The organism is Sphingomonas faeni (assembly GCF_040407495.1).
Taxonomy (GTDB): Bacteria; Pseudomonadota; Alphaproteobacteria; order Sphingomonadales; family Sphingomonadaceae; genus Sphingomonas; species Sphingomonas faeni_D.
The window spans coordinates 760469-780755 of sequence record NZ_JAPZPP010000002.1 but is presented as its reverse complement, the minus strand read 5'-3'; the positions used below and the strand labels follow the sequence as shown (position 1 = coordinate 780755).

Sequence of the window (20287 nt, the reverse complement as noted above, 5' to 3'; positions counted from 1 at the left end):
GCTAGGACGACGGGCTCGAACTCAGTGAACGAATCGCGCCACCACATCGCGATACGACCGAGAAACCTTCACGCTCGCACCAGAATTCAGCACCAGGAAGCATTCCCCGTTAGTATGCGGCTTGACCTGCTTCACTAGATCCAGGTTCACGATCGTCGACCGATGCACCCGCTGGAACCGCCGCGGATCCAACCGCTTCTCCAGATCCTTCATAGTCTCGCGCAAGATCAGCGTGTTATCGCCGGTATAAATGCACATATAGTCACCAGCCGCATCGATTCGCTCGATCGTGTCCACATCGACGCGGAAGATCTGCCCGCGATCCTTGATGTTGATGAGCTTCTCGAACCGGTTCGCCGACACGGCATCGCCGTCCGGCATATCCGCCGCCGCATCCGGCGCGACATCGGCGAGCACTTCGCGCAACCGATCGACTTCTTCGACGCCGCGCTTCTCGGACAGACGCTGCCGAACCCGCTCGATCGTATCGGCCAGCCGCGATTCCTCGACCGGCTTCATCAAATAATCGACCGCTTGAGCCTCGAACGCGCGCAACGCATGGTCCGAATACGCGGTCACGAACACGAACAAGGGCGGCTCGACTTCCATCAGTCCCTGCACGACGGAGAACCCGTCGAACCCCGGCATCTGGATGTCGAGGAAGACCAGGTCGGGCTTGTGCGTCTTGATCGCGCGAATCGCCTCGCGGCCGTTCGAGCATTTTTCGATGATCTCGACGTCTTCATGGGCCTGGAGTCGGAGTTCCAGCCCCTGGATCGCCAGCGGCTCGTCGTCGACGAGAATGGTACGGATGGTCATGCGGCCTCTCTGTTCACGTCTTCAAGCTGATACGGAATCTCGATCTCGACCGAGAATCCGCCAGTGGGCGTGGAGCGGGTTTCGAAACGGTGGTCGGGCCCATATGCCTGAGCCAACCTGTCTCTAATATTAGCGAGCCCCACGCCTGTGGATTGGCTTGAACCGATCCGGCCCTCGATCAAGCCCGGACCGGTATCGGATACGGCGATCTGCACGCGTTCCCCGGCGAGCCGCACTTCGACGCAGATTTCGGCGCCTTCCTCCTGCGGCGTGACGGCATATTTGATCGCGTTTTCGACCAGCGGTTGCAGCAGCAGCGACGGCAATCTCGCCCGTTCGGCACGCGGATCGATATCGAACTTCGGCCGCATGCGGTCCTCGAAGCGCATCTTCTCGATCTCCAGATACAGCTTCAGCTGGTCCACCTCCTGCGCGACGGTAACGTGCGCGGTCGGCTCGTTCGCCAGCGTATAGCGCAGGAATGACGACAGCCGGCTGAGCATCGCATTCGCCCGCTCGGTCTGCTTGAGCAACACCAAAGTCGAGATCGAGTTCAGCGTGTTGAACAGGAAATGCGGATTGAGCTGATAGCGCAGCATCGCCAGCTGCGCCGACGACGCCTGGTTCTCTAGATGCTCCATCTGGTCGATCTGCTGCTCGACGATCAGGTAGAAATTGATCCCGAAATACAGCGCCGACCACCCGAACAGCACCGTGAAGGTAACATACACCGACCCCAGCAGTCGCGTGAGCGTCACCCCCGGCGTCGCGGTGGCGATGAACGAGAAGGTGAACGCGTCGAGCACCGCATACAGGAACGTCGCCGCGGCCAGCGTCGCGATCGTCAGGAAGATGCCGACCAGCCGGTTCATCCGGCGATACTGGCCGTACATCGTCGAGAGCAGCAGCGTGATGCAGTATCCGACGATCGCCTCGACGATCACAGGGATCACCCCGTCGAGCGACAGCCCGTTCGAGATAGAAACAACGCCGCGCAACAGCAGGTATCCGCTCCACCCAACCGCCTGCAGGATCCAGAACGCCCGCGCCTTGTTCTCGAAGAACGGCCGCGCGGTGAAGGGCAGGCGCCGGGCGGAGTTGAGGGCGGACGAGCCGGAAGAGGCAGAAGAGGTAGCCATTGGCCCGCGGTCTTACACGCGGCGGCGAGGACACGCAAAAGCTGCAGCGAGGTGAGGAGCGTGCACGGGCATGAATCTCCCGACAGCGCGCAAATCCAACGGACACCGCCTTCCTTCTGCTCCCCTCCCTGGAAGGGAGGGCAGGGGGTGGGTCGGCTTCCGCACATCCCACCCTCCGTGACCCAAGCCGACCAACCCATCCCCAACCCCTCCCTCCCAGGAAAGGGCAGGTTCTCCCGTGCCCAGGCCCGACGACGAACACAGCCTCCAGCGCACCACCGCATCTCACGCCGCCCCCGGACCAAACGCCCACTTGCAGCGCCCTCCCACCCGGCGCAAACCGCCGCGAGCATGGCCGCCCTCCGCACCCTGACCGCGACGCATCGCCGCTGGCTGCTGCTGGTGTTCGCCTGCGCCATGCTCGTGCGTGCGCTGATTCCGACCGGGTGGATGCCGGTCGCCGATGCGCAGGGCTTCCGTATCGTACTCTGCTCGGGCATTGGGCCGGCGATACCATCGGCCAAGGCGCCGATGGATCATGCCATGGCCGGCATGCATCACCCGAAATCTTCCGAGCACCATAGCCAGGGCCCCGAGCATCCGTGCGCGTTCGCCGGCGTCACCCCGGCGATCGACACGCCGACGCTCGCCGTGCCGCTGCCCCCCGCCCGCATCCGCGCAACGCCTGTTCTGGCGCGCTCGCTCGTCACGATCGGCCACGGCCTCGCCGCGCCGCCGCCACCGCAGACTGGTCCGCCCACCTTCGCCTGACGCCGCACGCCGCTTCCCAGAAGCGCTGCCACGCCCAGAATCGAAGGACATTCCATGCCTACGCCCAACGCGCGAACCCGTGGGTTCGCCTGCGCCTCGCTGATCGCGCTCGCCACCCCGGCGGCCGCCCAGCTCGCCGAAGACGCCCCCAAGAAACAGACCGACATCCTGATCCTCGCGCGCAAGCAATCGCAGTCGATCGAGAACGCCCCCGCTACCCAGGCCAGCGTCGATGGCGCGACGATCGCCACCACCACGAACGCGATCAACGCCGAGGACAGCCTGAAGTACCTGCCGAGCCTGCTCGTCCGCAAACGCCACATCGGCGACACGCAGGCGCCGCTCGCCACCCGCACCAATGGCGTCGGCGCCAGCGCCCGCAGCCTCGTCTACGCAGACGGTGCGCTGCTCTCCGCCCTAATCGGCAACAACAACACCAACGCCTCCCCGCGCTGGGGCCTCGTCAGCCCGCAGGAGATCGCGCGCGTCGACGTGCTCTACGGACCGTTCTCGGCGGCCTATCCCGGCAACGCGATCGGCGCCGTCGTCAACATCACCACGCGCCTGCCGGACACGCTGGAGGCGACCGTGACCGCCGGCACCAACGTCCAGCGCTACGATCAATACGGCACGCGCGACACGCTTCCGGCGTATCAGATCGGCGCGACGCTCGGCGACCGGTTCGGCCCGCTCAGCCTGTTCGCGAGCTACGACCACGTCACGAGCAACAGCCAGCCGCTGCTCTATGTCACCGCCTCCCGCCCGACCGGGACCAGTGCGACCGGTACGCCCGTCACCGGCGGCTATAACGACGTCAACCGCACCAACGCCCCGATCCGCGTGCTCGGCGCGAGCGGCATCGAGCACCAGCAACAGGATCGCTTCAAGCTGAAGGCCGCGCTCGACGTCACGTCTGCGATCCGCCTCACCTATGTCGGCGCGCTGTTCCTCAACGACACTGACGCGGTCGCGCAGACCTATCTAACTGACGCCACCACCGGCCAGCCAGCCTATGCCGGGTCGTTCAACATCGACGGTCGCGCCTACACCGTCGCGCCAAGCGCCTTCTCGGGCGGCACCTACGCGCAGGACCAGCGCCACTGGAGCCACTCGCTCTCCGCCACCGGTACGTCGAAAGCGATCGACTGGCAGGTCATCGGCACGCTCTACGACTATGTCCATGACGTCCAGCGCGTCCCGACCACCGCGTTACCTGCCGCACGGACCGGCGGGGCAGGGACGATCGCGCGGCTCGACGGCACCGGCTGGACGACGCTCGATGCCAAGGCCGCATGGCATGGCGGCAACCACGTCGTCAGCGCCGGCGCGCACTTCGATCGGTTCGTCCTGAACAGCGACCGGTACACGACCACCGACTGGACTGCGGGTGGCGACGGCGTGCTGAACCTCCAGTCCAAGGGCAAGACCCGCACCGCTGCAGTGTGGGCGCAGGATGCCTGGACGCCGACCGCCGACATCACGCTGACGCTCGGCGGCCGCTACGAATGGTGGCGCGCCTATGATGGCCGCAATTTTTCGCTGACCCCCGCGATCGCCCCGATTCAACCTGAACTGACCGCCGCGCGCTTCTCTCCCAAGGCGTCGCTGGCCTGGACCGCGAGCCCCAGCTGGACCGCCCGCGCCTCGTTCGGAACGGCATGGCGCTTCCCGACCGTCGGCGAACTCTACCAGATCGTCACCACGCCCGTCGCCGCAGTCCCCAACCCGAACCTGCGCCCCGAACGTGCGCTGTCGGAGGAACTCAGCCTTGAGCATCACGACGACCACGGCCTCGTCCGCGTCGCGCTGTTCAACGAATCGGTGAAGGACGCGCTGATCTCGCAGACCGGTCCGCTCAACGGCACGACCACGCTCGCCACCTTCGTCCAGAACGTCGACCGGACGCGCGCTAGAGGCGTCGAGGCCGTGGTCCAGCGCACGGACATTATCGACCGGTTCGATCTCTCCGCCAGCGTCACCTATGCCGACGCGACCACGCGCGCGAACACAGCGTTTCCCGCCTCGGTCGGCAAGCGCCTGCCGCAAGTCCCCGCATGGAAGGCGACTTTGGTCGGCACCTGGCGCCCCGCCGACGGTATCGCGCTCACCGCCGCCGGCCGCTACGCCAGCCGCCTGTACGGCGCGCTAGACAACAGCGACGTCGTCGGCAACACCTATCAGGGCTTTTACAAATACCTCGTCGTCGATCTCCGCGCGCAGTTCCGCGTCGGCGATCACTACACGCTCGGGCTTGGCGTGGATAATGTCGGCAATGACCGCTATTTTCTGTTCCACCCCTTCCCGCAGCGCAGCGTTCAGGCGGACCTCACATGGAAACTGTGACGAGCAGGCCGCCGGGCACTTCCTGGTACAACGCGGTCTGGCGCTGGCATTTCTACGCCGGGATGTTCTGCCTGCCGTTCATCCTGTGGCTGTCGGTGACCGGCACGATCTATCTGTGGAAGCCACAGATCGAGGCCTGGCAGGAGCGTGCCTATGACAGCCTTCCGGTTACCCGCGCACGCGCAACTCCCGAGCAGATCGTCGCCACCGCACTCGCAGCGAACCCTGGCGCGCGCCTGAGCAAATACGAACGCCCCGAGACGCCGACCCAGGCGGTCCGCGTCCTGATCGCCAAGGACGGCGTCGAGACGCGCGTCTACATCGATCCCTACCGCGCCAAGGTCCTCGGCAGTGTCCGCGAAGACGCGCGCCTGATGAAGACCATCTCCGCGCTCCACGGGACGCTGCTCGCGGGCAAGGTCGGCAGCTGGCTCGTCGAGACCGCCGCCTGCTGGACGATCACGATGTTGCTGACCGGCCTGTATCTCTGGTGGCCGAGGGGCAGGAGGGGGCTCGCCGGTGTCCTCTATCCCCGCTGGCGAAGCGGCCGCCGACTGTTCTGGCGCGACACGCACGCAGTCGCGGGCATCTGGGTAAGCCTGGCCGCGGTCTTTCTGATCGCCACCGGCCTGCCTTGGGCGAATGCGTGGGGCAGCTATCTCGGCGCAGTCCGCACCGCGACCGGCACCACCGACGGCCCGGTCGACTGGATGATCGCCGGCAAGCCGAAGGCAAAGACCGATGAACATGCCGAGCACCGCGGCATGACGATGCCCGGGCCGTCCGCTATGCCGACCGCGCGGCCGGGCGCACTGAACCGCATGGTGGCGATCGCCGAGCGGCTCCCGCTGGCCGCCCCGGTCCTGATCGCGCCCAAGCCCGGCTCCCCCGAGTGGACGATCGGGTCGGAAGCGGCCAATCGCCCCGAGCGAACCCGCCTGACGCTTGACGGCGCCACTGGCCAGATCCTCGACCGTCGCGATTTCGCCCAGCGCCAATGGATCGACCGCGCCGTCGGCTACGGCATAGCCATCCACGAAGGCGCGTACTTCGGTCTCACCAACCAGATCCTCGGCACGCTGGTCACAACGCTGCTCGCCACCCTGGCCATATCCGGCACTGTGATGTGGTGGCGCCGCCGCAAACCGGGCACCCTCGGCGCGCCGGTCAGGCTGACCCGCCCCCGCTACCGCTGGAGCCTGATCGCCGCGATCACGACATTCGCCATCGCCATGCCGCTGTTCGGCGCAACGCTCCTCGCGGTCCTCACAGTCGATCGCCTCCGCTCCCGCTTTGTTTGAAGCATCGGCCTGAAACGAAAAAGGCCGCCGCTCCAGAAAGGAACGGCGGCCTGGTTCGACCGATCAGGTCAGGCGTGCATCAGAAGCTGAAGCGCGCACCGACACGAACCGAGTAGAGCGACGAGCCGTTGGCAGTAACCAGCTGGTCGGCAAGCGTCAGGTCGTTCGACGGCTGCGAGTAGAGATACTGCCCGCACGGGTTGGCCGGCGCGGTGGCCGTCGCTGCCGTCGCCTGGCACGAAACCCGCGTCACGATCTTGTTGTACGGGAAGAACGAGCGCAGCTGCTGGCCCCAGTCGTGATCGACCAGGTTCAGCACGTTCTCGACGTCGGCGAACACCGAGATACGCGACCCCATGAACGCCGGGATCTGCTGTTCAATGTGCATGTCGAGCTTGGTGAACCATTTCGAGGTAAAGCCGTTGCGCGGCGCCGTCTTGCCACGGTAGTCCTTCAGGCCTGATCCGGCGACGATCGCCTCGATCCGATCGCGCGTGACCGCGCTGTCGTATGCGACCAACGGATCGCTGGGACCGGTGGGGACGTAGAACAGGTAGCGTCCGGCCGTGCCGGCGGTGCCGAACGCGCCGTTACGGCCACCCGCCAGATCCTGGAACGTGTAGCTGTAGGGCGAGCCGATACGCGTCTCGCCGAACAGGTCGAAGCGCGTCTTGTAGTCGCCGAAGAACGCGTGATCGAAGCTGACGTTGTAGCGGATCGAGTATTTTACCTGCTCGTTGGCGGTCCCGTAGGCGGGCAGGTTGGGATCGAGATTGGCCGAGTTGCCATACAGCGAGCCTGCCTGCGACGAGGTCAGCGGGGACTGATCCTTGACATGCTGGTAGGTGAAGCTGCCGGCTAGGCCGATACCCGTGTCGAACTGCTTGTCGAACCGTGCGACGCCGACGAGGCTGCGACCCCGGCTGGTGTTGGTGACGATCAGATCCTGGAAGTTGTCGTTGTTGCCGAGCAAGCCGCGATAGCGCTGGCGGCCGTCCGGGGTGAGCGAGCCTACGCCGGTCAGCGGGATCGAGCGGATGTCGACCACGAGGACCTGATCGCGGACCTTCGAGAAAAAGCCGTCGACGCCGAAGTTCCAGCCGTCACCGAGCGGGCCAAGATTGGCACGATAGGTAGCCGACAGGGTCGAACGCCACTGCGACGGGATCTTGAAGTTCGGATCCAGTGCGTTGACGGACGTCGTCGAAGCGACCGTCGGGTCGCTGCCCGCAATCACCGTGTTGGCGGCAGTGTTGACCGCGTTGATGTTCACGCCGTTCAGAATCTGCCGGGCGATCGCTGCATTGGCGGCGGTGTTGCTGCCGTTGAGCTGGTAAAGGCCACCATCGGTCACACGCGCGGTGATGGTGCTCGACAGTACGCCCGAGACCGAGAAGCTGTTGCCGACATACACGTCCGGCGTGCCGCCACCGAAGATACCGCCACCGCCGCGGATCGACAGGCGGGGTACCGGCGTGAAGTCGAAGCCGGCGCGCGGCTGGAACAGGCCGCGACCCGAAACGTAGCTGGTGTTGGTGAAGCCGTAGCGGTTCAGGAAGTTGGGGTTCCCGGCTGGACGGCTGTTACCGCCAAACAGGTCGTAACGCACGCCGGCCGAAACGTTCAACGTGTCGGTGACGCGGATATCGTCCTGAACGCCGAAGGTGAAGGTCTGATACCGGAACCGGGCGGCAGCGTCGTTCGGATTGAGCGACGGTGCGTTCTGGTAGGTCAGCTGCTGCGCGTTGCCAGCGCGAAGATCGGCCAGCGAGTCGAAATAATAGGTGCCGCGGAAGTTGTTGACGAACTGGTTGAAAACCTTGGTGTCGTTGCCCTCGGCAAGGATGCGGATATTGTGGTTGTTCATCGCCAGACGTCCGACGAACGATCCGCCGAAAGCCTCGACCTTCAGGATGTTCGCCTGACTCGGGCCGCCGGGTCCGATGACGACCTGTGCGGTGTTGGTCGGGCAGACCTGCGACTGGCTCGTCGTCACTGCCGTGCCGTTGTTCGATCGGTCGGAGGTGTCAGCGGTACAGATCGAGAAGGACGAGCTGTTCTCGCTAAGCGGGAACTGACCGCTTTTGTAGTTGCGATACACGCCGCGGACTTCGGTCGAGAAGGTGTCGGACCAGTCCGAGTTCAGCTGGACGATGCCGGCATAGACGCGGTTCGGCTTGGTATAGGCGTTCGACGACAAGCCGAGCGAGGTGTTGCCGCTAGTCGACGGAGTCGCGAGCGAATCCTTGGTGTAGATGCCGGTCAGCGCGAGGCGCTGCGTGTCCGAGATATTCGCGTCGAGCTTGCCGACGATGCGATCGTCCTTGTCCTGGTTGTTCGACAGGATGCCGCCGGGATCGCGGTCGCTGTACCGAACATTGTAGGCTGCCAGCGTCTTGGCAAGGATGGCGTCGGTCAAGCCGACCACCGGGGTGCCCGAGTTCGTCTCGGTCGTGCCGAACGTGACCGGGTTGTTGGCGCGAACGCGCTCTGCCGCGATCATGAAGAACAGCTTGTCCTTGATGATCGGACCGGACAGCTGGATGCCGTAATCCTCGCTCTTGAATTTGGGCTGCGGGATGTTGCCGCTGACGTTCGAGATGAACGACTTGGTACGATCGCCGACCAGCTTGTCGCTGCTGTAGGTATAGAAGCCGGTGCCCTGGAAATTGTTGGTACCCGAGCGCAGGATCGCGTTGACCACGCCGCCCTGGAAGAAGCCTTCGCGGATGTCGTACGGCGCGACCTTGGTCTGGAACTGGCCGATCGCATCGAGCGGCACAGGGCCGCGACGCGATGGCAGGCCGTCCGGGTTCAGGCCGAAGCTATCGTTGACCGCGACGCCGTCGACGGTGAAGCGGTTGAAGCGCGAGTTCTGGCCGGCGAAGCTGACGTTGCGGCCCGTAGTGCTGCTCGTGTCGAGCGTGGCGAACGGATCGCGCTTCATCAGATCGCGAATGTCGCGGTTGACGCTGGCGATGCGGCTGATCTGCTCGGCGCCGAGAACGGTCACCGGGCCCTGGCTTACGGACCGCGCGCTGGTCACGCGTGATGCGTTGACGACGATCTCTTCACCGGCGCCGGCACCGGCAGCAGCGAGTTCGATCGGCAGATCGTAGGGCTGGCCGAAGTTCGTGTTGATGTCGGTGATCTGCGTGTCGGGATAGCCCGGCGCCGTGACGCTGACGCTGAATGGGCCGCCAATGCGCAGGCCCTGCGCGGTGTATGCGCCAGTCTCGTTGGTCGTGATCGTGCTGCGCGTACCCGATGGAACGTGCAGGATCGTCACGGTCGCGCCCGCGACAGGCATGCCAGCCGAGGTCACGGTGCCGCGAATGGACGAGGTCGTCTCCTGTGCCGAAGCGGCCATCGGCGCAACGAGCGCAATCGCTGCCACACCCAGGAATAGGTTGTTCCGCATCAGTAATTACCCCTTTTGAGCCTTTGGCTCTGGATTTCGCGACTTCATGTCGTGTTAATCCGGCCCTGCACGCGGAATATTTCGGATATGTGACATTAGCGAGTCGTCAGTTGTCACATCCGCACTCGGTCATACCGCGTTGCAAAAAAGCCACGCAGTCGAACCGTTTCGGTCATGATGGAACTGTTCCGACAGTTCGTTTCGCCGGTCAGCTGGCGGTGACGATCGCCGCCCATTCGGCTTCGGTGATGACTCGGATGCCTAGGTCGGTCGCCTTTTTCAGTTTGGAGCCTGCTCCCGGTCCGGCGATCACCAATCCGGTCTTGCTCGATACCGACGCCGCGACGCGCGCGCCGAGCGCTTCCGCCTGTGCCTTGGCTTCGTCGCGGCTGAGCGTTTCGAGGCTGCCGGTAAAGACGAGAATTTGGCCGGTCACCGGCGATTCGCGGGTTTCGTGGACGACATCCGCGGGCTTCACTTCGCGGAGCAGGTCGAACACGACTCGGCGATTGTGCGGCTCGGCGCAGAAGCCGATCAGCGCGCTCGCCACTTCGGGGCCGATGCCGGCGGTTTCGATAGCGCCGACCAGCAACTTGTCACGACGGAGCACGAATTTCCGCTCGGTTTCGCCGATGACCGGTTTGATCTGGCTGCGCAGGAACACGGCGTGACGCAACACCGACCCCAAGGCGCGCGCCGACACATAGCGTCGCGCAAGGTCGCGCGCGGTGATCTCGCCGATGTGGCGGATGCCGAGCGAGAACAAGAAGCGGTCGAGTAGGATCGTCCGCTTGGTCGCGATCGCCGCTATGACCTTGGCCGCCCAGACGCGCCCGTCCTTCTTCCGCGCGGCGAGCTGCTCCTCGGTCAGGCGGAAGATGTCGGCGGGCGACTCGATCAACCCGTCGCGGAAGAACGCCTCGATCAGCGTCTGGCCGAGCCCGCCGATGTCGAACGCGTGGCGCGAGGCGAAGTGGATCAGCCGCTCGACTCGCTGCGCCGGGCAGATCAGCCCGCCGGTGCAGCGATAGACGACCTCGCCTTCCTCGCGCTCGGCCGCCGACCCGCATTCCGGGCAGGTGTGGGGAAAGACGTAAGCCTCGCGCTCGACGTCCGGGGTGAGGTTCTCGACGATCTGCGGGATCACGTCGCCGGCGCGCTGGACGAGCACGCGGTCGCCGGGCCGCACGCCAAGGCGCTCGATCTCGTCGGCATTGTGCAGCGTCGCGTTGGTCACGACGACGCCGCCGACTGTCACGGGAGACAGCCGCGCGACCGGAGTCATCGCGCCGGTCCGGCCGACCTGGATGTCGATCCGCTCCAGCAGCGTCTGCGCGCGCTCGGCGGGAAACTTGTGCGCGATCGCCCAGCGCGGTGCCTTGGCGACCTGGCCGAGCCGCGCCTGCCAGTCGAGCCGATCGACCTTGTAGACCACGCCATCGATGTCGAACGGCAGGTCCGCGCGCTCGGCTTCGATCTTCCGATACACAGCAAGTGCAGCGTCGGTGCCCTCGACCCGCGCGAACCCCTCCGCGATCGGAAAGCCCCAGCCGCGCAGGGTGTCGACGACCTCCGCCTGCGTCTCGCCCGGCACGACGCTCGCCTCGCCCCAACCATGCGCGAGGAACCTGAGCGTCCGGCTCGCGGTGACGCTCGCGTCCTTCTGGCGGAGCGATCCCGCGGCGGCATTGCGCGGATTGGCGAATTGCCGCGCGTACCTGCCGGTTTCTTCCGCCTCAGCGAGCAGCCGCGCGTTGAGCGCGGCGAAGTCCTCCTTCGCCATATACACCTCGCCGCGGACCTCAAAGATCTCGGGCGCTTCGCCGTGCAACTGCTGCGGGATGTCATTTATGGTGCGGACATTGGCGGTTACGTCCTCGCCGACCTGGCCATCGCCGCGCGTGAGGGCCTGGACCAGCCGCCCGTGCTCGTACCGCAGCGAACACGAAAGCCCGTCGATCTTCGGCTCCGCGGTCAACGCCACCGGCGCGTCGTCCGCCAGCTTCAGGAACCGGCGGACGCGAGCTACGAACTCCTCGACCTCCTCGTCCGCGAACGCATTGTCGAGGCTCATCATCGCCTTGGCATGCGCGACCTTTGCCAGGTGCCCAGCCGGTGCCGCGCCGACCGTCCGGCTTGGCGAATCGCTCCGAACCGCCGCCGGAAACGCCGCTTCCAGCGCCGCATTGCGCCGCACCAGCGCATCATAGTCGGCATCGCTGATCTCGGGCGCGTCGTCGGTGTGATAGCGTGCGTTATGATACGCGATCTGCGCGGCGAGCGTCTCCAGCTCGGCGGCGGCTTCGGTCTCGGTCGCGGGAAGGTCGGGCATCGCGCCGGGTTAGGGGAGGGGGCCACCTTTCGACAAGACCTCGATCAACATCGCGTGAACATTCGTCCGACTTGCGCGCTGACATCCCAAGACAATTTTGCGCAGGACACGCCATCATGACCGACACCAGCCGTCGAGACCTCTTCAAGGGCGCCGCCGTCACCGGCCTCGCCGCCGCAGCCGCCCCCGCCTTCGCGCAAGGTGCTGCGCCACTCGCCGATCCGAAGACCAAATATCCTTCGCAACCCTTCCCCGAACAGCGCCAGAAATGGCCTGCACTTCAGCGCAACATGCACCCCGTTCCCGATTGCGGCGAGGCGAGCTATCGCGGGTCCGGACGCCTGGCCGGTCGCAAGGCGCTGGTCACCGGCGGCGACTCGGGCATCGGTCGCGCGGCGGTGATCGCGTTCTCGCGCGAAGGCGCCGACGTCGCGATCAACTATTACCCGACCGAGGAACCCGACGCGCAGGACGTCGCCAAGCTGCTCCGCGCAGAAGGGCGCAAAGTCGTGCTGATCCCCGGCGACCTGACCGATGCGAAATTCTGCAACGACCTGATCGCGCGCGCCAATCGCGAACTCGGCGGGCTCGATATCCTCGTCAACAACGCCGCCTACCAGCAGTCGAAGGACTCGATCGCCGAGATCAGCTTCGAACAGTTCGACCGGACGATGAAGACCAACGTCTACGCGATGTTCCACCTGTGCAAGGCGGCGATCCCGCTGATGAAGCCCGGGGCGGCAATCATCAACACCGCGTCGGTCAACTCGGTCAGCCCCGAAAAGGAATTGCTCGACTATGCCTCGACCAAGGGCGCGATCCTGATCTTCACCAAGGCGCTGGCCAAGCAGCTTGCCAAGCAGGGTATTCGCGTCAACGCGGTAGGGCCGGGCCCGATCTGGACGCCTCTGCAGGTTGCGGGCGGGCAATTGCCGGGCAAGATGGGTGAGTTCGGGCAGGATACGCCACTCGGTCGCGCCGGCCAGCCGGCCGAACTGGCGGGCCTCTATGTTGCGCTGGCGGACCCGAACGACAGCTACACCACCGGCAGCTTCTTCGGCGCGAACGGCGGCACCGGCGCGTCCTGAATTCGCCCATCACCCCGGCGAAGGCCGGGCCGAGTTGGCAAGGTCGTTGGAAGAGAGCACCGTGTTCACCAACTAAACTTTCCAACTGGGCCCCGGCCTTCGCCGGGGTGGAATCGGGGATGCGATGAAAACAGCCGCTATGATCATCGCCATCCTCTGCGCGGTCCCCGCCGCCGCCCAGCAGACTCACGTCTCCCCTAAGCCGGCCCCGGCGATCGAATACGACTGGAACGACGACTCGTCCGCGGACGACCGGGTCCAGCAATCGCTATGGCCGCGATCGGACGCGAGTGCTGCCGGGCTCGACGACATGATCCACACCGAACAGGCACCGGTCCACGCCGCGATCCACGAAGACGGCGCGTTCGGCAGTCGGGCTCTCCACGGTTTGCGCAAAGTCGGCGGCGATTACATTGTCGTGCCGGTGCTGAAGATACACCTTGGCCATCCGCGGCAGGCGATGCCGTAAAATCGCTGTTTCGCGGCAGTCCAGGGTTACGTTCTCCCGCGAACGCGGCAGTCCAGGGTTACAGGTGCTGCGGGTGGTATCCTGGGCCCCGCCTTTCGCGGGGAACAGAGTGGCGCTTCTCTTCAATCTTCGAGCGATCGCAACCCTTAAGCCCGCTCGAGCAACCGCTCCGCCTGAGCCCGCGCTTCATCCGTAATCTGCGCGCCGGAAAGCATCCGCGCGATCTCCTCCCGCCGCTCGTCCTCGGACAAGGCCCGCACGCCGGTCCGCGTGACCGTGCCGTCGCTGCTCTTGGCGATCAGCAGATGCTTCGCACCCCGGGCGGCGACCTGCGGGCTGTGCGTCACCACCAGCAGCTGCGTGCTCAGCGCCAGCCGCGCGAGTCGCTCACCGATCGCGCTGGCTACCGCGCCGCCGACGCCGCGGTCGATCTCGTCGAACACCATCGTCGATGCGCCGCCTTCCTCCGCCAGCGCGACCTTCAGCGCGAGGATGAAGCGCGACAATTCGCCGCCCGATGCGATCTTAGTCAGCGCCGCGAACGGCGCACCGGGATTGGTCGAGATCTCGAACTCCACCCGGTCCTTCCCCGCCGCCGACCAGCCCTCTTCACCCAGCGGCGCAACGACGGTCTGGAACCGAGCCGCATCCAGCTTCAACGGAGCCAACTCGCCCGCCACCGCCACGTCGAGTCGCTTGGCAGCCGCCAGCCGCCGCTTCGTCAAAGCATCCGACGCCGCGTCGAACGCCTTCCGCGCCGCTGCGACACGCGCCTCGATCTTCGCGATCCCGCCTTCGCCCGCATCGAGCCGCTCCAGCCGTGCGCGCATCTCGTCCGCCAGCGCCGCCAGGTCGTCCGGCTGCACGCGGTGTTTGCGCGCCATCGCCCTAAGCTCGAACAGCCGCGCCTCGTCATCTTCCAGCGCGCGCGGATCATACGCCATCTCGGCCCGCGCATCGCGCAGGCTCTCTTCCGCGACCGAAGCCTCGATCACCGCACGATCGACCGCCGCCAGCGCATTGCCGAGCGCGACATGATCTTCCGCGATCCGCTCGAGCACTCGTGCGGCCTGGCGAAGCTTTGCCATCCCGCCGTCCTTGCCCTCGAGGAAATCGTCGATCGCCGCCAGGTCGTCCGCGATCTTTTCCGCGCGCTGCATCGACCGCCGCGTATCCGCCAGCGTCTCTTCCTCGCCAGCGACAGGCGCCAGCGCGGTCAGTTCGGCAACCGTATGCTCCAGCCACTCACGATCCCGCGCCGCCGTCTCGATGTCCGCGCGCGCCGCAGCAAGTTCAGCCTCGGCAGCACGAAACGCGGCGTAAGCCTTGCCCGTCGCCCCCGGCTCGGTCCGCCCGAAGATGTCGAGCAGCGCGCGATGGCCGCGCGCGTTGAGCAGCCCGCGCTCATCATGCTGTCCGTGGATCTCGACCAGATGCGGCGCCATCTCGCGCAACAGTCCTGCCGAGGCCGGCTGATCGTTGACGAATCCGCGACTGCCGCCGTCCGCCTTGACGATCCGCTTCACGATCAGAGGTTCGCCGCGCTCGATCTCCACTCCGTTCTCCTCGAACAGTAGCGCGAGCGGCGACTCGGGGGCGGGGGCATCGAACGTCGCGGTGACGACGGCCTGCGCGGCACCGTGCCGCACCAGGCCGCTGTCGCCGCGCCCACCCAGCGCTAGGCCCAGCGCATCGAGCAGGATCGACTTGCCCGCGCCGGTCTCGCCGGTCAGCACGCCAAGCCCTTCGCCGAATCCCAGATCCAGCGCTTCGATCAGCACCACGTCGCGAATGGAAAGTTCGGTCAGCATAGTATGTCCGCCATAGACGAACGACCACGCAAAGCGATCCCCCTATGTTCCTGCTGCGTAGCTCAGCTGCCCGTGTTGGACGGCTGGCCGGCGGAGCGCGGCTTCTCGGGCGCGCGCATCGAAGGCCCGGTCGGTGTCGAGCCGGGCTCGTCGAGCTCGACCATCACCGACGGCGTACCCTTGGTTCCGACCGGAACGACCTGCTCGCCCGCGGGCAGCGGCGGCACGGCCGGAACCTGGTTCTTCTTCAGCAGATCGTAGGCATGCTGATACCAGTCGGTACCGGGATAGTTGCGTCCGAGCACCGCGCCGGCCTTCTCGGCCTCGACGGGCACGCCGAGCGCCAGATACGTCTCGGTGAGTCGCATCAGCGCTTCGGGGGTGTGCGTGGTCTGCTGGAACTTGTCGATGACGGTGCGGAACCGGCCGTTCGCCGCGAGCCATTGGCCGCGCGTCTCGTAGAACCGCCCGATCTCCATCTCCTTGCCCGCGAGATGGTCGTTGACCAGATCGATCTTGAGGCGCGCATCCGACGCATAGCGCGTGTTCGGATAGCGGCGCATCAGTTCGCCCAGCGAATCGAGCGCCTGGCGCGTGATCTTCTGGTCGCGCGTGACGTCGGTGATCTGCTCGTAATAGCCGAGCGCGATCAGGTAATAGGCGTAGGGCGCGTCGCGGTTGCCCGGATGCACCGCGAGGAAGCGCTGCGCCGAGCTGATCGACGCGGTATAGTCCTTGGCGAGGTAATAGCTGAACGCCGACATGATCTGCGCACGGCGCGCCCAGATCGAATAGGGATGCTGGCGTTCGACTTCGTCGAACAGCTGCGCAGCCTCCTTGTAGCGACCCTGGTCGAGCCGCTGCTTCGCGGTCGAATACAGCGTTCCCACATCGCGCGCGACATAGGGCAGGTCGCCCTTGGACGCGCGACCGCTCGCGCAACCGGCAATGGGGAGCGCAAGCGCGGCGATGAGCGTGACCGCGAGGGCACGTGACTGGGTGATACGCATTGGCGTGATCCTTAGCGTAAGCGGATAGCCGCGAACAATCCTTTTCGCCGGGCCGCGCTTGCCCCTTCACGCCGCCCGGATCGCACGGCATTAGCCATGCGTTGGTACCCGCCATAGCAAGTGCCATTCACGTCGAGGATCATGTCATGCCAGCTACACTGTTGCACACCCACCGCGTCGAAAAGCCTTGGGGTCGCGACACGCTCTGGCCCGGTTTCGAGGACCCCGCTGCCGGCTCGCCGCCGATCGGCGAAGTCTGGTTCCAGGAGCCCGGCAACACCACGCCCGACCTGCTAATCAAGTATCTGTTCACGAGCCAGAAGCTGTCGGTACAGGTTCATCCGAACGACGATCAGGCGCACGCGCGCGGCCTGCCGCGCGGCAAGGACGAATGCTGGACGATCCTCGCGGCCGAACCCGATTCGACGATCGCGGTCGGCACCAAGGAGCCGATCTCGAAGGACGAACTTCGCCAGTCGGCGATCGACGGCACGATCGAGGACAAGCTCGACTGGAAGCCAGTCAAGCCCGGCGACTTCATGTACTGCGCGTCGGATACGATCCACGCGATCGGCGGCGGCGTGACGGTGATCGAGGTCCAGCAGAACTCCGAGACCACCTATCGCCTGTACGATTACGGCAGCGATCGTGAGTTGCATCTGAAGGACGGCATCGAGGTCGCCGATCCCACGCCGTACGTGCCGGTCGCGCCGCCGATCGAGATCGAGACGGGCCGGACGATCATGGTCGAAGGGCCGAAGTTCGTGCTCGAGCGCTGGAAGGGCGGCGACCACGTCGTCAACCTGCCCGAAGGCACGACAGGCTGGGTGATCCCGATCGCCGGCTCGGGCGAAGTCGCCGGCGTCGCGTTCAAGGCCGGCGGATGCGCGACGATGACGGGCAGCGAGACCGTGTCGACCAGCGCGGATGCGGACCTGCTGTTCGCGTATCCGTTGGCGAAGCGGATCTGATCAAGCTGGGCGAGAAGATCGCTTCCTGCCCCTGTTCTCCCGCGAAGGCGGGAGCCTAGTCTGGGTCCCCGCCTTCGCGGGGGAAACAGGGTAATCGAAGGTCGTTACCAGCCCAAATCGCCACCACCCCGGCGAAGGGCGGGGTCCAATTGGGGAACGTTGCTAACGAAACGTGGCACGCTATTATTGCCACCTCTCCAATTGGGCCCCGGCCTCCGCCGGGGTGGAGTGACGGGTAGCCGCCGCTTCGCACTCACCACCCATTAACGTCCGCGCTATACCCCCCGCGCAATGCTCCGCGTTCTCACCCTCTCCACCCTGTTTCCCGACGCTACCCGCCCGAACTTCGGTGGCTTCGTCGAGCGGCAGACGCTGAGCCTGGCGGCACATCCAGACGTCGACCTGAAAGTAGTCGCGCCGATTGGCCTCCCGCCCGGCATTCTCAGCAATTTCCGCCATTACGCGCCGCTTGCGAAACTGCCGCACCGCGAAAGCTGGAAGGGCGTCGACGTCCACCGTCCTCGCTTTACCGCGCTCCCGTTCACGCAAGGGCGCCACCATGCCGCTGCACTGGAACGCGCCCTCGTTCCCATTCTCGACACAATCCGCGCGGACTTCGCGTTCGACGTGATCGACGTGTCGTATTTTTTCCCCGAAGGCCCCGCCGCAGTCGCGCTCGGCAAGCGCTACGGCGTCCCCGTCTCGATCAAGGCGCGGGGCTCCGATATCCACTATTGGGGCGAAGCGCCCGCGACCGCAGCACAGGTGCGCGAGGCCGGGCAGGGGGCAGCCGGACTGCTGGCGGTGAGCGCGGCGATGAAGGCGGACATGGTGGCGCTCGGCATGCCGGCCGACCGCATATCAGTGCATCACACCGGGGTCGATCAGGGCCGCTTCCGCCCCATCGACGATCGCGCATCGGCCAAGGCGAAACTCGGCGTGCGAGGTCCGCTCGTCGTTGCGATCGGCGGGCTATTGTCGGGCAAGGGGCATGATGTCGTTATCGAGGCGGTTGCGGCGCTGCCCGGAGTTTCGCTCCTGATCGCAGGGCATGGTCCCGCTCGCGCCGACCTGAAGGCGCTGATCGCCCGGCTCGGCGTCGGCGACCGCGTTCGCCTGCTCGGCGCGTTGCCGCACGCCGACTTGCCCGCGCTGATGGCTGCGGCCGATGTCAGCGCGTTGGCGTCGGAGTCCGAAGGGCTTGCCAACGTCTGGGTCGAGTCGCTCGCCTGCGGTACGCCGGTCGTCATTACCGACGCCGGCGGCGCGCGCGAGGTCGTCACATCGCCCGACGCCGGTCGCGTGACGATCGGCGATCCGCTGGCGTTCGCCGCGGCGATCAGCGATCTTCTGGCCGATCCTCCATCTTGCGAAGCCACGCGGGCGATGGCAGCCGGCTTCACTTGGCAAAGAAATACAGCGACGCTCTACGCGCATCTCACGGCGCTGGCGGCGGGTTATCCTTCGAGAGGGTAGAGCGCCGCCACGATCCAGCGGCCCTCGCCGCGCAGAACTGCCCAGGCCCGAGCGGCGGCACGGCTGTCCATAGCCTCGATCCCGAACCCCCGTGCCTCGACAGCACGCTTGAACGCAAGCGGCGGCTGACGCAGCACGGAGCCGGTACCCAGCAACAGGAACTCCGGCGGCGGATCGAGCGCAAGCAATGCCGCCACGTCCGCCTCGCCGAGCGCCTCGAACGCCGGCGGCTCCCAGCCATCCGCGCGCTCGGGGCTGATCGACAACGCGGTATAATAGCCGTCGTCGACCTTGAACCCGGCCCGACCGATCGCCGAGATCATCGGCCCATCGGTCTTCTCGCGGTCCATCCTCATTTAACGCTCGACCTTCGGACCAACCCGCTCGGCACCGTCCTGCACGCCGCCCTTGCGCGGCGCAGGATCGGCCCGCAGCCCCAGCGTGATCAGCAGCGACGACGACACGTAGATCGACGAATACGTGCCCACGACGATACCCAGGATCATCGCGGCGGTGAACCCGCGCAGCACGTGGCCGCCGAGCACCAGCATCGCGACCAGCGCGAGAAGGATCGTCACCGACGTCATCACCGTACGCGGCAGCGTCTCGTTCACCGACAGGTCGATAATCTCGCGCATGTCCATCTTCCGATACCGGCGCATGTTCTCGCGGATACGGTCGTCGATCACGATCTTGTCGTTGATGGAATACGAGATGATCGTCAGCACCGCCGCGACGATGTTCAGGTCGAACTCGAACTGCGTCAGCGCGAAGAAGCCGAGCGTCATCAACAGATCGTGGACGATCGCGACGACGGTCGACACGCCGAACTGCCACTCGAACCGCACCACCGCGAATAGCGCGATGCCGAGGATCGCGAGGCCGACCGCGAGCAGACCCTTGCTGATCAGCTCGTCCGAGACCTTGCCCGAGATCGTATCGTACTTCGAGAACGTCGCGCCGGGGAACTTCACCGCGAGGTCGTCCGACACCTTCTTGACGAGGCGGTTGGTCGCACCTTCGTCACCGGCGGGGACGGGCAGGCGAATCGACAGAGTCTTGGGATCGCTGAACGACTGGATCGAGGCCTCGCCGACGCCGAGCCGGTCGACTTCGGTGCGAACCGCGTCGATCGACGGCGGGGTCGCGAACTTCTCTTCGATCAGGACGCCGCCGACGAAGTCGACGCCCATGTTGAGGCCCTTCGTGACGACCAGCCCGACCGCGAGCAGGGACAGTAGCAGGGTCAGGCCGAACGCCCATTTGCGGAGCGAGACGAACTTCAGGTTCGTGTTGTCGGGAACGAGTTTCAGCAGGCGCATGGTTATCTCCCGCC

15 protein-coding genes are annotated in these 20287 nt (G+C 65.8%); 7 read left to right on the top strand and 8 right to left on the bottom strand.

Going from position 1 to position 20287, the window contains the following annotated elements; all coding sequences use genetic code 11:
- Nucleotides 1-21 precede the first annotated feature (21 nt).
- Both O6W96_RS08635 and O6W96_RS08630 read right to left on the bottom strand, forming a co-directional pair.
- Nucleotides 22-819 carry a LytR/AlgR family response regulator transcription factor gene (locus O6W96_RS08635; RefSeq protein WP_031393111.1) on the bottom strand — a complete coding sequence of 266 codons (798 nt, stop codon included), beginning with the start codon at nucleotides 817-819 and terminating at the stop codon, nucleotides 22-24.
- Entirely contained in the window at nucleotides 816-1958 is a 1143-nt protein-coding gene (locus O6W96_RS08630; protein ID WP_353469151.1) for a sensor histidine kinase, read from the bottom strand. Before O6W96_RS08630 ends, O6W96_RS08635 begins: the two co-directional genes overlap by 4 nt.
- Nucleotides 1959-2309: 351 nt before the next feature.
- Between O6W96_RS08630 and O6W96_RS08625 the strand changes: the two genes are divergently transcribed.
- From O6W96_RS08625 to O6W96_RS08615, 3 genes are read left to right on the top strand one after another with little or no spacing between them, the layout of a single operon-like run.
- Nucleotides 2310-2729: a hypothetical protein gene (locus tag O6W96_RS08625; RefSeq protein ID WP_353469150.1), complete on the top strand. Its 420-nt coding sequence runs from the start codon at nucleotides 2310-2312 to the stop codon at nucleotides 2727-2729.
- Between the two features lie 54 nt (nucleotides 2730-2783).
- Entirely contained in the window at nucleotides 2784-5072 is a 2289-nt protein-coding gene (locus tag O6W96_RS08620) for a TonB-dependent receptor (RefSeq protein WP_353469149.1), read from the top strand.
- Nucleotides 5060-6373, top strand: coding sequence for a PepSY-associated TM helix domain-containing protein (locus O6W96_RS08615; protein ID WP_353469148.1), 1314 nt, complete (start codon nucleotides 5060-5062; stop codon nucleotides 6371-6373). The genes O6W96_RS08620 and O6W96_RS08615 overlap by 13 nt, the downstream gene beginning before the upstream one ends.
- A gap of 79 nt (nucleotides 6374-6452) precedes the next feature.
- On the opposite strand, the gene O6W96_RS08610 is transcribed toward O6W96_RS08615, so the two are convergent.
- Both O6W96_RS08610 and ligA read right to left on the bottom strand, forming a co-directional pair.
- Nucleotides 6453-9794 (bottom strand): TonB-dependent receptor, encoded by a 3342-nt coding sequence (locus O6W96_RS08610; RefSeq protein ID WP_353469147.1) that lies wholly within the window; start codon nucleotides 9792-9794, stop codon nucleotides 6453-6455.
- Nucleotides 9795-10002: 208 nt separating this feature from the next.
- Entirely contained in the window at nucleotides 10003-12126 is a 2124-nt protein-coding gene (ligA, locus tag O6W96_RS08605; RefSeq protein ID WP_353469146.1) for an NAD-dependent DNA ligase LigA, read from the bottom strand.
- A 116-nt stretch (nucleotides 12127-12242) separates the two neighbouring features.
- On the opposite strand from ligA, the gene O6W96_RS08600 reads away from it, so the two are divergent.
- The gene (locus O6W96_RS08600) at nucleotides 12243-13214 is read left to right on the top strand and encodes an SDR family oxidoreductase (RefSeq protein WP_353469145.1); all 972 of its coding nucleotides are present in this window, start codon (nucleotides 12243-12245) and stop codon (nucleotides 13212-13214) included.
- A 124-nt stretch (nucleotides 13215-13338) separates the two neighbouring features.
- Nucleotides 13339-13683: a hypothetical protein gene (locus O6W96_RS08595; RefSeq protein WP_353469144.1), complete on the top strand. Its 345-nt coding sequence runs from the start codon at nucleotides 13339-13341 to the stop codon at nucleotides 13681-13683.
- Between the two features lie 146 nt (nucleotides 13684-13829).
- Here O6W96_RS08595 and recN read toward each other — a convergent pair whose 3' ends face one another.
- Nucleotides 13830-15494, bottom strand: coding sequence for a DNA repair protein RecN (gene recN / locus O6W96_RS08590; RefSeq protein WP_353469143.1), 1665 nt, complete (start codon nucleotides 15492-15494; stop codon nucleotides 13830-13832).
- Nucleotides 15495-15556: 62 nt separating this feature from the next.
- On the bottom strand, nucleotides 15557-16504 hold the full coding sequence (locus tag O6W96_RS08585) for an outer membrane protein assembly factor BamD (protein ID WP_353469142.1): 948 nt from the start codon (nucleotides 16502-16504) through the stop codon (nucleotides 15557-15559).
- Between the two features lie 146 nt (nucleotides 16505-16650).
- On the opposite strand from O6W96_RS08585, the gene O6W96_RS08580 reads away from it, so the two are divergent.
- Nucleotides 16651-17475, top strand: a complete 825-nt coding sequence (locus tag O6W96_RS08580; protein WP_353469141.1) for a class I mannose-6-phosphate isomerase — start codon at nucleotides 16651-16653, stop codon at nucleotides 17473-17475.
- 291 nt (nucleotides 17476-17766) lie between these two features.
- Nucleotides 17767-18951: a glycosyltransferase gene (locus O6W96_RS08575; protein WP_353469140.1), complete on the top strand. Its 1185-nt coding sequence runs from the start codon at nucleotides 17767-17769 to the stop codon at nucleotides 18949-18951.
- Here O6W96_RS08575 and O6W96_RS08570 read toward each other — a convergent pair.
- Complete coding sequence (locus tag O6W96_RS08570) at nucleotides 18933-19307, bottom strand: MTH938/NDUFAF3 family protein (protein ID WP_353469139.1); 375 nt, start codon at nucleotides 19305-19307, stop codon at nucleotides 18933-18935. The genes O6W96_RS08575 and O6W96_RS08570 overlap by 19 nt on opposite strands.
- Nucleotides 19308-20273 (bottom strand): protein translocase subunit SecF, encoded by a 966-nt coding sequence (gene secF, locus O6W96_RS08565; RefSeq protein ID WP_056489900.1) that lies wholly within the window; start codon nucleotides 20271-20273, stop codon nucleotides 19308-19310.
- Nucleotides 20274-20287: the final 14 nt, after the last annotated feature.

Coding starts and splice junctions, on each gene's coding strand:
- O6W96_RS08635 (WP_031393111.1), bottom strand. CDS start 819: ATGACCATCCGTACCATTCTCGTCGACGACGAGCCGCTGGCGATCCAG.
- O6W96_RS08630 (WP_353469151.1), bottom strand. CDS start 1,958: ATGGCTACCTCTTCTGCCTCTTCCGGCTCGTCCGCCCTCAACTCCGCC.
- O6W96_RS08625 (WP_353469150.1), top strand. CDS start 2,310: ATGGCCGCCCTCCGCACCCTGACCGCGACGCATCGCCGCTGGCTGCTG.
- O6W96_RS08620 (WP_353469149.1), top strand. CDS start 2,784: ATGCCTACGCCCAACGCGCGAACCCGTGGGTTCGCCTGCGCCTCGCTG.
- O6W96_RS08615 (WP_353469148.1), top strand. CDS start 5,060: ATGGAAACTGTGACGAGCAGGCCGCCGGGCACTTCCTGGTACAACGCG.
- O6W96_RS08610 (WP_353469147.1), bottom strand. CDS start 9,794: ATGCGGAACAACCTATTCCTGGGTGTGGCAGCGATTGCGCTCGTTGCG.
- ligA (WP_353469146.1), bottom strand. CDS start 12,126: ATGCCCGACCTTCCCGCGACCGAGACCGAAGCCGCCGCCGAGCTGGAG.
- O6W96_RS08600 (WP_353469145.1), top strand. CDS start 12,243: ATGACCGACACCAGCCGTCGAGACCTCTTCAAGGGCGCCGCCGTCACC.
- O6W96_RS08595 (WP_353469144.1), top strand. CDS start 13,339: ATGAAAACAGCCGCTATGATCATCGCCATCCTCTGCGCGGTCCCCGCC.
- recN (WP_353469143.1), bottom strand. CDS start 15,494: ATGCTGACCGAACTTTCCATTCGCGACGTGGTGCTGATCGAAGCGCTG.
- O6W96_RS08585 (WP_353469142.1), bottom strand. CDS start 16,504: ATGCGTATCACCCAGTCACGTGCCCTCGCGGTCACGCTCATCGCCGCG.
- O6W96_RS08580 (WP_353469141.1), top strand. CDS start 16,651: ATGCCAGCTACACTGTTGCACACCCACCGCGTCGAAAAGCCTTGGGGT.
- O6W96_RS08575 (WP_353469140.1), top strand. CDS start 17,767: ATGCTCCGCGTTCTCACCCTCTCCACCCTGTTTCCCGACGCTACCCGC.
- O6W96_RS08570 (WP_353469139.1), bottom strand. CDS start 19,307: ATGAGGATGGACCGCGAGAAGACCGATGGGCCGATGATCTCGGCGATC.
- secF (WP_056489900.1), bottom strand. CDS start 20,273: ATGCGCCTGCTGAAACTCGTTCCCGACAACACGAACCTGAAGTTCGTC.